General features: G+C 73.1%; 10 protein-coding genes and 1 other RNA gene. 6 read left to right on the top strand and 5 right to left on the bottom strand.

The genetic code is table 11. The features are described 5' to 3' along the window. Positions 1-16: 16 nt before the first annotated feature. From FDP22_RS01170 to FDP22_RS01160, 3 genes are all read right to left on the bottom strand, one after another. The gene (locus FDP22_RS01170) at positions 17-1,048 is read right to left on the bottom strand and encodes an enoyl-CoA hydratase/isomerase family protein (protein ID WP_138578747.1); all 1,032 of its coding nucleotides are present in this window, start codon (positions 1,046-1,048) and stop codon (positions 17-19) included. Then, positions 1,045-2,184, bottom strand: a complete 1,140-nt coding sequence (locus FDP22_RS01165) for an acyl-CoA dehydrogenase family protein (RefSeq protein ID WP_138578745.1) — start codon at positions 2,182-2,184, stop codon at positions 1,045-1,047. The genes FDP22_RS01170 and FDP22_RS01165 overlap by 4 nt, the downstream gene beginning before the upstream one ends. A gap of 457 nt (positions 2,185-2,641) precedes the next feature. After that, on the bottom strand, positions 2,642-4,138 hold the full coding sequence (locus FDP22_RS01160; protein WP_138578743.1) for a CoA-acylating methylmalonate-semialdehyde dehydrogenase: 1,497 nt from the start codon (positions 4,136-4,138) through the stop codon (positions 2,642-2,644). A gap of 217 nt (positions 4,139-4,355) precedes the next feature. On the opposite strand from FDP22_RS01160, the gene FDP22_RS01155 reads away from it, so the two are divergent. From FDP22_RS01155 to sigJ, 3 genes are all read left to right on the top strand, one after another. Beyond that, on the top strand, positions 4,356-5,291 hold the full coding sequence (locus FDP22_RS01155; protein WP_170317544.1) for a LysR family transcriptional regulator: 936 nt from the start codon (positions 4,356-4,358) through the stop codon (positions 5,289-5,291). Positions 5,292-5,743: 452 nt separating this feature from the next. After that, on the top strand, positions 5,744-6,202 hold the full coding sequence (locus tag FDP22_RS01150) for a carboxymuconolactone decarboxylase family protein (protein ID WP_138578739.1): 459 nt from the start codon (positions 5,744-5,746) through the stop codon (positions 6,200-6,202). Between the two features lie 3 nt (positions 6,203-6,205). Beyond that, positions 6,206-7,084: an RNA polymerase sigma factor SigJ gene (gene sigJ, locus FDP22_RS01145; RefSeq protein ID WP_138578737.1), complete on the top strand. Its 879-nt coding sequence runs from the start codon at positions 6,206-6,208 to the stop codon at positions 7,082-7,084. Positions 7,085-7,596: 512 nt separating this feature from the next. On the opposite strand, the gene FDP22_RS01140 is transcribed toward sigJ, so the two are convergent. Together FDP22_RS01140 and FDP22_RS01135 are read right to left on the bottom strand one after the other, a co-directional pair. Beyond that, complete coding sequence (locus FDP22_RS01140) at positions 7,597-8,685, bottom strand: AbrB family transcriptional regulator (RefSeq protein ID WP_138578735.1); 1,089 nt, start codon at positions 8,683-8,685, stop codon at positions 7,597-7,599. A 924-nt stretch (positions 8,686-9,609) separates the two neighbouring features. Beyond that, entirely contained in the window at positions 9,610-10,245 is a 636-nt protein-coding gene (locus FDP22_RS01135; protein WP_138578733.1) for a hypothetical protein, read from the bottom strand. Positions 10,246-10,295: 50 nt separating this feature from the next. Here FDP22_RS01135 and FDP22_RS01130 point away from each other — a divergent pair, with 50 nt between their 5' ends. From FDP22_RS01130 to rnpB, 3 genes are all read left to right on the top strand, one after another. Then, positions 10,296-11,417, top strand: coding sequence for a 5-methyltetrahydropteroyltriglutamate--homocysteine S-methyltransferase (locus tag FDP22_RS01130; RefSeq protein ID WP_138578731.1), 1,122 nt, complete (start codon positions 10,296-10,298; stop codon positions 11,415-11,417). A gap of 23 nt (positions 11,418-11,440) precedes the next feature. After that, on the top strand, positions 11,441-12,142 hold the full coding sequence (locus FDP22_RS01125) for an N-acetylmuramoyl-L-alanine amidase (protein WP_239031833.1): 702 nt from the start codon (positions 11,441-11,443) through the stop codon (positions 12,140-12,142). 283 nt (positions 12,143-12,425) lie between these two features. After that, positions 12,426-12,809, top strand: an RNA gene (gene rnpB, locus FDP22_RS01115) — RNase P RNA component class A. Positions 12,810-13,006: the final 197 nt, after the last annotated feature.

Genomic DNA, 13,006 nt, shown 5'->3' with positions numbered 1-13,006 from the left:
GCGACCGCGAGAAGGGTCAGAAACTCAGTTCGTCCGCGCCCAGATGTGCGAGCAGGGCGGCCACGTGTTCCGGTGTCACCGCCTCCAGCGGCGCGAGGCGCCAGTGCGGGTTGCGGTCCTTGTCCACGATCGCGGCGCGCACGCCTTCCATGAACTCGCCCTGGTCCATGCAGCGCCAGGTGAAGCGGTACTCGCGCGCCAGGCAATGCTCGATCATCGGGTCCGCCCGCGCCGCGCGCACCAGCTCCAGCGTGCAGGCGATGGAGAGCGGGCAGCCGTGGCGCAGCGCCTTCAGCGCCGCCACCTGCCACTCCGCCTCGCCCGAAAGCGCGCCGGGCAGGCGCGACAGCTCCCCCGAGAACGCGTGGTCGATATCCGCCTGCAGCCCGGCCAGCACGCCGCCGGGCGGCGTGGCGGCGAAGCGGCGCAGCACGGCGCCCGGCTCCGGCTCCTCCACCAACGCCCGGGTGAGGGCGGGCAGCTCCGCCTCGGGCACGTACACGTCGGCGAAGCCGGCGAAGATCGCGTCCGCCGCCCCGATGCGCGTGCCGGTGAGGCCGAGATATTCCCCGATGCGCCCCGGCGCGCGGCCCAGGATCAGGCTGCCGCCCACGTCCGGGATCAGCCCGATGCCACATTCCGGCATCGCGAGCCTGGTGCTGTCGGTCACCACCCGGTGCGAGCCATGGGTGGAGATGCCCACGCCGCCGCCCATCACGAAGCCGTGCATCAGCGCCACGTAGGGCTTGGGGAAGCGGGCGAGCTTCGCGTTCATCCGGTATTCGTCGGCCCAGAAGCGGCGGCCGGCGTCGTAATTGCCCTTCACCCCTTTCGCGCGCACATGGCCGATGTCGCCACCCGCGCAGAAGGCGCGCTCGCCTTCAGCGTCGCACAGCACCATGGCGATGGCATCGTCATGCGCCCAGGCGTCGAGTGCGGCCTCGATCGCCAGCGCCATCTGGTGGGAGAGCGCGTTCAGCGCCTGCGGCCGGGTGAGGGTGATGCGCCCCACGGCGCCTTCGGTGCGGATGTGGATGTCGTCGGTCATTGTCTCTCCGCCAGCAGGGCGCGCGCGGTGATCAGGCGCATGATCTCGTTGGTGCCTTCGAGGATCTGGTGCACCCGCAGGTCGCGCACGATCTTCTCGATGCCGTAGTCGGCGAGGTAGCCGTAGCCGCCGTGGAGCTGCAGCGCGTCATTGGCCACGCGGAAGGCGGTGTCGGTGACGAAGCGCTTGGCCATGGCGCAGTACTTGGTGGCGTCGATGGCCCCGGTGTCGAGCTTCCAGGCGGCCTGGCGCAGGAAGACGCGCGCCGCCTGCAGCTCGGTCTCCATGTCCGCGAGGCGGAACTGCAGCGCCTGGAACTGGTCGATGCTCTTCCCGAAGGCCTGGCGCTCGCCCATGTAGGCGAGGGTCTTGTCCAGCGCGGTCTGGGCCGCGCCGAGCGCGCAGGCGGAGATGTTGAGCCGCCCGCCGTCGAGCCCGGACATGGCGTAGCGGAAGCCCGCGCCCTCGGCCCCGATCATCGCCAGCGCCGGCACCGCGTCCATCTGCACCTGGGCGGTGGGCTGGCTCTGCCAGCCCATCTTGCGCTCCGGCGCACCGAAGGAGAGGCCCTCGGCCCCGTCCTCCAGCAGGTAGGCGGAGATGCCCTTCGGCCCCTCCTCGCCGGAGCGGGCCATCACCACGTAGAGGTCGGAATAGCCGCCGCCGGAGATGAAGGCCTTGGTGCCGGTGAGCTCCCAGCCGTTGCCGGCACTCACCGCGCGGGTGCGCAGGGCGGCGGCGTCCGAGCCGGAGCCGGGCTCGGTGAGGCAGTAGGAGGCGATCTTCTCCATCGCGCAGAGCGCGGGCACCAGCCGGGCGCGCAGGTCGTCATCGCCGTAGCGGTCGATCATCCAGGCGCACATGTTGTGGATGGAGAGGAACGCCGCCACCGAGGGGCAGGCCATGGACAGCCCCTCGAAGATCAGCGTGGCATCGAGCCGCGAGAGGCCGGAGCCGCCGTGTTCCTCGTCGACATAGATGCCGGCCATGCCGAGGGCGGCCGCCTCGCGCAGCACCTCCCGGGGGATGGTGCCGGCGGCTTCCCAGTCGCCGGCGAAGGGGGCGATCTTCTCCGCCCCGAAGTCGCGCGCCATGTCGAAGATGGCGGCCTGCTCGTCGCTGAGCTCGAAATCCATGGTCTCCTCCCTGCTGCGGCCTTTGCGGCCGTCATTCACGGGGCGAGCCCTGCGGGCTGCCCATTCCGGCGTGGCTCCTGCGGGCCGTCGGATCCGCTCCGGCCCCGTCCCCCGTCACCGCCCGCGTGGTGCGTGCGGGCCGTGTGTCGCGAAACCCGCGCCCGCCGGCGGTGCGCCGGGCGTGAGCATGGCCGATTGCGCCGCGCCGGGGAAGCCCGCCCGCTCGCGAGGGGGCGTGCCCGGCGGAAGCGTCGCCACCTCATCCGCGCGGCCGGGGTGCGACCTCCCCGGCCGGCATGCTCAGCCCGGGGAGACCCGCCGTGCCGGCCGCGGCGCAACCGCCGCCGTTCCGGAGCCGGCAGGGCACCGCCCCGCCGCCTCCCTCGGCGCCCGTGGCCCCGGCCTCACCCCGCCGCGAACGCGCAAGTATGGCCGTGCCGCAGGCACCCGCAGGCACTCAGCCCATGGTGGGGATGGAGAATTCCGCGCCTTCCTTGGTGCCCGAGGGCCAGCGGGCGGTGACCGTCTTGGTGCGGGTGTAGAAGCGGAAGGCGTCCGGCCCGTGCTGGTTGAGGTCGCCGAAGGCGGATTTCTTCCAGCCGCCGAAGGTGTGGTAGGCCAGCGGCACCGGGATCGGCACGTTCACGCCCACCATGCCGATGTTGATGCGGCTGGCGAAGTCGCGCGCCGTGTCGCCGTCGCGGGTGAAGATGGCGGTGCCGTTGCCGTATTCGTGGTCCATGGCGAGGCCGAGGGCTTCCTCGTAGGTCTTCGCGCGGACCGTGGTGAGGACCGGGCCGAAGATCTCCTGGCGGTAGATGTCCATGTCCTTCGTCGCCTTGTCGAACAGGCAGGGGCCGACGAAGAAGCCGTTCTCGTAGCCCTGCAGGCTGAAGTCGCGGCCGTCGACCACCAGCTCCGCGCCCTGTTCCACGCCCGAGCCGATGAGGCCGAGGATCTTGTCACGCGCGGCGGAGGTGACGACGGGGCCGTAGTCCACGTCGTTGCCGGCGGTGTAGGGGCCCACCTTCAGCTTCTCGATGCGCGGGATCAGCCGCTCGATCAGCGCGTCGGCCGTGGCCTCGCCCACCGGCACCGCGACGGAGATCGCCATGCAGCGCTCGCCGGCGGCGCCGTAGCCCGCGCCGATCAGCGCGTCGGCGGCCTGGTCGAGGTCGGCGTCCGGCATCACGATCATGTGGTTCTTCGCGCCGCCGAAGCACTGCACGCGCTTGCCGTTCTCGCAGCCGCGGGCGTAGATGTAGGCGGCGATCGGGGTGGAGCCGACGAAGCCCACCGCCTCGACGTCCGGATGGTCGAGGATGGCGTCCACCGCCTCCTTGTCGCCGTTGACCACCTGCAGGATGCCCTCGGGCAGGCCGCCCTCCAGCATCAGCTCGGCCAGCATCAGCGGCACGGAGGGGTCACGCTCCGAGGGCTTGAGGATGAAGGCGTTGCCGCAGGCGATGGCCGGGCAGAACTTCCACATCGGGATCATGGCGGGGAAGTTGAACGGCGTGATGCCCGCCACCACGCCCAGCGGCTGGCGCATGGAATACATGTCGATGCCGGGGCCGGCGCCGTCGGTATACTCGCCCTTCAGCAGGTGCGGCGCGCCGATGCAGAACTCCGCCACTTCCAGGCCGCGGATCACGTCACCCTTCGCGTCCGGCAGGGTCTTGCCATGCTCGCGCGAGAGGGCCTCGGCCAGCTTGTCCATGTCCCGGTGCAGCAGGCGCACGAACTCCATCAGCACGCGGGCGCGGCGCTGGGGGTTGGTGGCGGCCCATTTCGGCTGGGCGGCCTTCGCACCCTCCACGGCGGCGGCGAGCTCGGCGGCGGAGGCAAGCGGCGTCTGTGCCTGCACCTCGCCGGTGGCGGGGTTGTAGACATCCGCGAAGCGCCCCGAGGTGCCCTTCACGTGCTTGCCGTTGATGAAATGGGTGAGTTCCATTGCCTTGATCCTCCCGAGGTTCGGTCTGCTCCGCCCGCCCGGGCCGTCGCGCTTGCGCGGCCCTGTCGCGGCGGGCGGTGTCCGGGGACTTCTAGCATCGCGCAAATTCGGCTATCAAACTGCGAAAATGCAAAATGCCCTTGCAGGAACGCAAGCGGCCGGTGGCCGGGGCTCGCTGTTGACAGCTGTCAACACGCGCAGGACGGGAGATGTGGTGATGAAATGGGACGATCTGCGCAGCTTCCTCGCCGTGGCGCGCGCCGGCCGGCTGGCGGCCGCGGGCAAGGCGCTCGGGCTCGACACGGCCACCGTCAGCCGGCAGCTTTCGCGGCTGGAGGGGGCGCTGGGCGTGCGGCTGTTCGAGCGCGGCGCGCAGGGCCATGCCCTCACCGAGGCCGGGCGCCGCCTGCTGCCGCGTGCCGAGGCGATGGAGGCCGAGGCCCGCAGCCTCGCCGCGCAGGTGGCAGGCGTCGACCAGGGCATGACCGGGCCGGTGCGCATCGGCGCGCCGGACGGTGTCGCCACCTGGCTGCTGCCGGCCATCGCGCTGGAGATCAGCCGGGCCTGGCCCCGGCTGGAGGTGCAGCTCGTCGCCATGCCGCGCAGCTTCGACGTGGCCCGGCGCGAGGCCGACATGGTGATCACCCTCTCGCCGCCCACCGCCGGGCGGCTGCGCGTGCGCCGGGTGGCCGATTACAGCCTGCACCTCTACGCCACGCGCGAGGTGGCGGCCTCCGCCGGCGGGCTCACGCAGGTGGCGGCGCTGAAGACAGTGCGCGGCATCGGCTATGTGTCCGACCTCATCTACCACCCGGAGCTGGACTATGTGCCGCTGGTGGGCCCCGACCTCACGCCGCGCCTCACCTGCACCAGCCTCGCGGTGCAGCTGGCCTGGGCACGCATGGGGGCGGGGGTGGCGATCCTGCCGGATTTCATGGCCCGGGGCTGCCCGGAACTGATGCGCGTGCTGCCGCGCGAGGTGAGCTTCACCCGCTCCTACTACCTCGTGAGCCATGAGGAGAACCGCCACGTGCCGCGACTGGAGGCGGTGGCCGAGCGGCTGGTCTCCGGCCTGCGCGAGGCCCTGGCCGAGACCACCCGGGCCGATCCGCTCGTCTGGCCGGCGGAAGGCGGCGTGGCCTCCGGCCCGTGACCGCAGGTGCCCGCCGGGCCGAATCGGGCGGGGGGCGGCGGCGCGCCGTCTGCCCGGAGCGCATCCGCGCCGCGCCCCGGGCAGGCCCGCGCGCCGCCGCCGGGCCCCGCTCCGAGGACGTGCTCCGGCAGCTTCCCGACGCCCCTGGGGTGCCCCCGCTTCCGCCTGCCGGGGCACCAGCCTGCACCGTCCGGCATGGGCGCAGGCAGTGGAAGGTCCGGCATGTGCGCAGGCAGTGAAAGGTCCCGCATGGGCGCAAGCGGTGAAAGGTCCGGCGCGGGGGGGTGGCAAAAGTCCGGCGCGGGCGCAGGCGATGAAAGGTCGTGCGCGGGCGCTGGCGGGAAGATGTCCACTGCGGACGCGGGAGGGAAAAAATCACCCGCCATGTCACATTCGCGCCCCTGCGGTTCGTCTTGTGGGTATCTTTCCCGAACCGCATGGAGATTGCGCCGATGACCCCCCGCCTGGACTACTTCGCCACCGCCCCCGACCTCATCAAGCCGCTCGTTGCCGCGGAAACCCGCCTCGCGCAGAGCGGGCTGGACCAGAAGCTGGCCGAACTGGTGCGCCTGCGCGTGTCGCAGATCAACGGCTGCGCCTTCTGCATCCACATGCACACCCATGCCGCGCGGCGCCTCGGCGAGAGCGAGGAGCGGATGCATCTCGTGGCCGGCTGGCATGATTCGCCGCTGTTTTCGCCCCGCGAGCGCGCGGCGCTGGCCTGGGCGGAGGCGCTCACCCATGTCTCGGCCACCCATGCGCCGGACGCGGACTACGCGGCGTTGGCCGCCGCGTTCAGCCCGCAGGAGCAGGTGGCGCTCACCGCCGTCATCGGGTTGATCAACGCCTGGAACCGGATCGCGATCGGCTTTGGCGCCGTGCACCCGGTCCCTGCCGTCGCGGCGGGCTGAGCGGTGCCCGCGCCCGCCGCCCGCCAGCTTGCCGCATTCGAGGCGGCGCGGCCCCGCCTGATCGGGGTCGCCTACCGCATGCTCGGCGCGATGGCCGAGGCGGAGGACGCCGTGCAGGACGCCTGGCTGCGCTGGCAGGCGGGCGACCGGTCCGGCGTGGCGGTGCCCGAGGCCTGGCTGGTGCGCGCCACCACGCGCCTGTGCCTGGACCGGCTGCGCGCCGCCCGGGCCCGGCGCGAGACCTACCCCGGTCCCTGGCTGCCGGAGCCGGTGGCCGCTCCGCCGACCGAGGACCCGGAGGAGGACATCTCCCTCGCCCTGATGCTGGCGCTGGAGCGGCTCAGCGCGCTGGAGCGCGCGGCCTTCCTGCTGCATGACGTCTTCGGCACGCCCTTCGAGGAGGTGGCCCGCACCCTGGGGCGCGACACCGCCGCCTGCCGCCAGCTTGCCGCGCGCGCCCGCCGCCATGTGCGCGCGGCGCGTCCGCGCTTCGCCGTGGCCGAGGAGGAGGGGCTGCGCATCGCCCACGCCTTCTCCGAGGCCTCGCGCACCGGCGACGCCACGGCGCTGGGCGCGCTGCTGGCCGGGGATGTGCGCTTCGTGAGCGACGGCGGCGGGCAGCGCCCGGCCGCGCCGCGCCCTCTGGAAGGGGCGGCCCGGGTGCTCCGGCTGCTGATCGGCCTTGCCCGGCTGTCGCGCGACAGGACGCTTCCGGCGCCGGAGTTCCGCTTCCTCAACGGCCTGCCGGGGATCGTGCAGGTCGCCGCCGATGGCGAGGTGCAGACCACCACGCTTCAGGTGGAGGAGGGAAGGATCACCGGCATCTACGTGATGCGCAACCCCGGCAAGCTGTCGCGCTTCCGCTCCGCGCCGCAGGCCTGACGCCGCGCCACGGGTCTGACCCCGCGCCGCTGGCCTTACCCCGCGCCGCAAGTCTGCCCGCGCCCCGCAAGCCTGACACCGCCGCGGGCCTGATCCCGCGCTTCAGCCCTGACCCCGCACGGCGGGGACCTGCCCCGGGGCCACGCGAGCGATGACGTGGCTTCCGGCGCCGGAGGGCCGGACGGGAGGGGGCGCGTGCCACCCGGGGGTTCGGATACCTCCCCTTCACAGGCATCGGCGTGATCTTCTCCGCGCGGAAGGTCCCCCGGACGTCCGTGCCAGTGCGGGACGCTGGGCGGGAGGGGGTGCGGGACGCCGGGCGGGAGAGAGCGCCGAGCCCGGCGTTCGGGCCGGCGCGGGACGCCGCCCGGTGAGCACGCGTGGTGTCCGGGAAGATGCAGGACGTGGGGGGAGGGGGGCGGAGCCCGGCGTTCGGGCCGGAGCGGGACGCCGGGGGCGCGCGGTGGCCGGGCTGGTGCGGAACGTGGGGGGCGGCTCCCGGAGCCGGTGGCTCAGCCCGCGCCTTCGCGCCGGCGCACGATGGCGTAGCCGGCCCGCCCGACGATGACGGCCACCACGATGCGCAGCACGTGATGCGCCGTGACATAGACCGCGGAGATGTTCAGCGACAGGGCGACGAGCGACATCTCCACCAGCCCGCCCGGCGCGAAGGAGAGCACCACCGCCTCCACGCTCTCGCCCACCAGCGGCCCCAGCGCCAGCGCCACCAGCGTGGCGAGCGTCAGCACCCCGGCGACCAGCGTGGCCGACAGGCGCAGCGCCCGCAGCAGGTCGCGGTGCCGCATCCCCGCGAAGCGCACCCCCAGCGTGATCCCGATCACCAGCTGCGTGGTGCGGATGGTCCAGACCGGCGGCTGGCCGTCCAGCACGCCGGTGAGATGCGCCGCGGCCGAGAGCACGATCGGCCCGGTGATCTGCCCCGCCGGCATGCCCGAGCGCGTGCCGATGATGTACCCCGCCACGCCGCAGCCGATCAGCACGGCCGCGTCCTTCAGGGTGAGCGGCAGGTCGGCGCCCGGCAGGCTCACGCCCGAGGCGCTGCCCACCTGCTGGCCCTCGATGATCGATAGGCCCAGCGGGATGAACAGGATGCAGATGATCAGCCGCAGGAACTGCATGGCCGCCAGCACGCCCTCGTTCGCGCCGTCGCGCTCGCCCATGGTGATGGCCTCCACGAAGCCGCCGGGCATGGAGCCGTACCAGGCTGTGGGCACGTCGAGCCCGCCGTAGCGGCGGCAGTAGAGGTAGCACGCCCAGTGCACCGCGGGGATGTAGACCAGCAGCGCCAGCAGGCTGGGCCACCATTCGGTGATGCCGGCCATCACCTCCGGCGTGAACGACCCGCCGATCGACAGGCCGATCACCGGCACGAAGAGCTGCCGGATGCGCCCGGGGAAGCGCAGCACGTCGCCGCCCAGCTTCAGCCCCAGGATCGCGGCCGCGCCCACGCAGACCACCGGCCCGAACAGCCAGGGCAGCGGCGTGCCGACGGCCAGCGCCGCCAGCGCGCCGCCGAGGCCGAGCAGGAGGCAGGCCAGCAGGCTCTGCCAGGCGTAGCCCTGGCCGTAGATGCGGATCATGCGGTGCCGGCCCGGGCAGGGAGGGGCCCGCGGGGGAGGAGCCGATCCGAGACGGCCCGGGCAGCGAGGGGGCGAGGCATGGTGCGGCAGGTCTCCGGAGCAGGGGCGCGAAGCGGAGCGCGGTACGCGAAGGGCTGATGCGCGGCGGCCGGGCCGGGCGCGCGCGGATCGGATCAGGGGACCTGATACGATCCGAGGCCCCGTCACTCAAGCCCCGTCAGCGGAATGCCTGCCCTGCACCGTGCGCGGGCCGGCCGGCGCAACGGGCCAGGGTGCCCGGCGGTCGCGGCATGGCGCGGGGGGCGCCGGCACAGCGTGCAAGGCGCACGGTGCAGCGCAGGAGACTGCCCGGAGCAGCACCCGAGGTGCTCGGCATGGCACGAGGAGTGCTTGGCGCTACGCGGGAGGGCGCACGGGGTAGAGCCCGGCGTACGCGTCATGGCGCAGGGGGCGCCGGCACAACGTGCAAGGCGCCCGGTGAATCGCGGGAGGCTGCCCGGTGCAGCACCCGGAGTGCGCGGCATCACGCGAGGGGAGCCCGGCGCTGCTCGGGAGGCGCACGACGCAACGCGGGAGGCGCCCGGTGCAGCACGGGACGGTGCGCAGGGTAGCGTGGGAGGGTGGCCCGGTGGAGTGCGGGAGGGTGGCTCAGTGCAGCACGGGAGGGTGGCCCCGGGGTGGGGACCGGAGTGCACCGAGCAGTGTGGGGGACGGCGCAGGGTTCGGGCGGCCCGATGCGGCGCGGGGGGCCGCGCAGTGGACTGTGGGCGCGGCATGAAATGAGGAGTGCCCGGCGTGGCATGTGGCCATCCCGGTGCAGCGCCCGGGGGCGGCTGAACGGGGGGGGCCGCTGGGGGTGTCGCACGGGGCGCGCGGCCGGGGGAAGGGCTTGCGTGCGACGCGGAGCGTCCGCGGCGTGCGGGCTCAGGCGTCGGGCGTCGCGCTCGGGTGCAGCAGCGGTGCGTAGCCCCGGGCGAGGACGGCCCGGGTGCCGGGAGGGGTGAGGGCGGTCACCTCCGCATCGGGAAGCGGGGTCTGCGGCCCGTATCCCTCCGGTGTCCACGGGCGCGCGCGCCCGGTCCCGGAGACGAGCCAGCAGCGCGCCGCGTGCAGGTAGAGCGCGCCGGGCGGCAGCGCGCCCGCGGCAAGGCGGATCCGGGGGCCGAGGCGCTCGCGGTGCAGGACGGCGTCGATCGCGTCGGCGCGCGGCGGGAGGTCCGCGCCGGTCGCCGCGGCCCAGAGGGCGGCGAAGCGCTGCGCCTCCGCCCGGCGACACTCGAAGCAGGGGCGGTGGCCCGCGGCCAGCGCGGTGGCCTCGTCGAGAAAGAAGAGCTCGGTGTATCCCGGCCCCATCACCTGCCGCCGCCGGCCCCGGAAGGCGAGGCGGCAGATGATCCAGCGCCGGCTCACCCAACGCCGGCGGGTGAGCGCGAAGCCCTCGTGCAGCCGCCCGCCGCGGTTGCCCATCAGCGTGCCGCGTGCGGCCAGCGCGGTGATGCAACCCTCCGGTGTGACGCGGTTCGGCAGCGGCGAGGGCCGGGCGGCGGGGTGGCTGGACATCGGGAGAAATCCGGTATTGAGTTCGCGAAACCAGAAACTGGAGGATCCCCATGACCGAAGCAACCGCCCCGTTCCGCGCCGACCATGTCGGCTCCCTCTTGCGCGCCGACAGCGTGAAGGCGGCCCGTCACAGGTTCTACGACGAGAAGAGCATCGCGCCCGAGGAACTGGCCGAGATCGAGGACGAGGCGATCCGCGACGTGATCCGCATGCAGGAGGACGCGGGCCTGCCCGTGGTCACCGACGGCGAGATGCGCCGCTCCTTCTGGCACTACGACTTCATGGGCGGGCTGGAAGGCTTCGAGCTGGAGGAACGCGACGAGGGCGTGCAGTTCGCCGGGGTGAAGCTGCGCCCGATCTTCCCCACCATCCGCGAGAAACTCGACTTTCCCGACGACCACCCGATGCTGGAGCATTTCAGGTTCGTGGCCGCGAACACGAAAGTGCAGCCGAAGATCTCCATCCCCGGCCCGTCCTGCTGCCATTTCCGCACCGCGCCCGCCGACATCCTGCCCGAGGAGTACAAGGACCCCGAGGCGCTGTTCGCGGACCTCGCGAAGACCTATGCCAAGGCGGTGAAGGCCTTCTACGAGGCGGGCTGCCGCTACCTGCAGATGGACGACATCTTCTTCGCCTACCTGTGCGACCCCAAGCACCGTGCCGACAAGGCCGCGCTGGGCCAGGACCCGGACTGGCTGATCGGCAAGTATGCCTGGATGATGCACGAGGCGATCAAGGACCGGCCGGCCGACATGAAGATCGGCATGCACATGTGCCGCGGCAACTTCAAGTCCACCCACGCCGCCGAGGGCGCCTACGACCTCGCGGCGGATGCGATCTTCAACCAGACCGGCGTGGACATCTACTTCATGGAATACGATGACGAGCGCTCCGGCGGGCTGGAGCCGCTGCGCCTGCTGCCCAAGGGCCCCAAGCGGGTGATGCCGGGCTTCATCACCACCAAGCGCGGCGCGCTGGAGACCGTGGACGCCCTGCGCCGCCGCTTCGACGAGGTGGCCAAGGTGGCCGATCTCGACCAGTTCGGCATCGCCCCGCAATGCGGCTTCTCCTCCACCGAGGAGGGCAACGCCATCACGCCGGACGACCAGCGCCGCAAGCTCGACCTCGTGGTCGAGACAGCAGAGAAGATCTGGGGCGGCGTCGCGGCCTGAGCCGGGCAGGGGGGAGCCGGGAGATGGAGATCGTCACGCGGCTCTCGCCCAATCGCGGGGCCCGGCGCCTCGGCGCCCGGGCCGACATGGTGGTGATCCACTTCACCGCGATGAAGACGGCAGAGGCGGCGCTGGACCGCCTCACCGACGCGGCGGCGGAGGTCTCCTCCCACTACCTCGTGGCCGAGGACGGGCGCTGCTGGCTGCTGGTGCCCGAGGAGGAGCGCGCGTGGCACGCGGGCGCGGGCGCCTGGGGGCCGGTGACCGACGTGAACTCCCGCTCCGTGGGCATCGAGCTCGCCAACCCCGGCGACCGGCCGTTCGACGCGCCGCAGATGGCGGTGCTGGAGGCGCTGCTCGACGGCATCATGGCCCGCTGGCAGGTGCCGCCCGAGCGGGTGATCGGCCATTCCGACATGGCCCCGGGGCGCAAGGACGACCCCGGCCGGCACTTCGACTGGCCGCGGCTGGCAGCGGCGGGACGGGCGGTCGGGGCGCAGGGCGCGCGCGGCCTGCAGGGCAGTCCGCGATCGGGCACGCCCGAACCGGCGCGCTTCGAGCGCGCCGCGCGCCGGTTCGGCTATGTCCCGCCGCAGGGCCGGGTGGCGCCGGTGCTGGAAGCCTTCCGCCAGCGTTTCCGCCCCCGGGCGGAGGGGCCGCTGACGCAGGAGGACATTGCCGTCATCGAACACCTCGCCGCCCGCTGGCCCTGCGCCCGGACGTGACCCCCCGCCGGTGGCCGGGGCAGCGCTTCCTCCCGCGCCCCTAGGCCGGTGCCCGTACCTGTGCCGCAACTTTCGCCTGCGCCGGTGCCCGCGCCAGCGACTGCGTCCGCGCCCGACCCTGAGCCTGAGCCTGAGCCTGAGCCTGAGCCTGAGCCTGAGCCTGAGCCTGAGCCTGAGCCTGAGCCTGAGCCTGAGCCTGAGCCTGCCTCCCTCTCTGCGCCCGGCTGCGCGGGGGCCTACGGGAGATTGACCGCGCCCGCGCCCCGGCGTAGGAGAGGCGCGCGCGGATGGCCAGGCGGTCGCGCTGCCCTTCGGGGCGGTGAGGAACGTCCGGACTTCACGGAGAAACGGCGCCGGATAACGTCCGGCCGGGGTAACCCGAGGGAAAGCGCCACAGAGAACAGACCGCCCCGGGTTCGCCCGGGGTAAGGGTGAAACGGTGGGGTAAGAGCCCACCGCCCCCCTGGCAACAGGGGGGGCATGGCAAGCCCCGCCGGAAGCAAGGCCGAATAGGGACTGCACGCCGCCCGCGAGGGAGGCAGGGGGTCTCCGCCCCGCGGTCCGGGTTGGCTGCCCGAGCCGGATGGTGACATCCGGCCCAGATGAATGATCGCCCGGGAGGCCTCGGCCTCCCCGACAAAATCCGGCGTATCGGCCATCCGCGCAAATCACTCCGCCGACGTCCCGGCCGGCCCCCCGGACGGGTGCCCGGCCTGACCCGTGGCCGGGTCTCGCCGCCGCGAGGCCGGGCGGGGCAGACCCGCGGGCTGAAAGCATCGCTCCGGGCGGGCCGAAGACGCCGTTCCGGCGCGATCGGGCGTGTTCCGGGGGCTGTTCGTGGGATTCGATGGGGTCTCGCGCCCA

Origin of the sequence: Paroceanicella profunda (assembly GCF_005887635.2) — a bacterium.
In the GTDB taxonomy this organism is placed as follows: Bacteria; Pseudomonadota; Alphaproteobacteria; order Rhodobacterales; family Rhodobacteraceae; genus Paroceanicella; species Paroceanicella profunda.
This window is presented reverse-complemented; position numbering and strand designations above follow the sequence as displayed.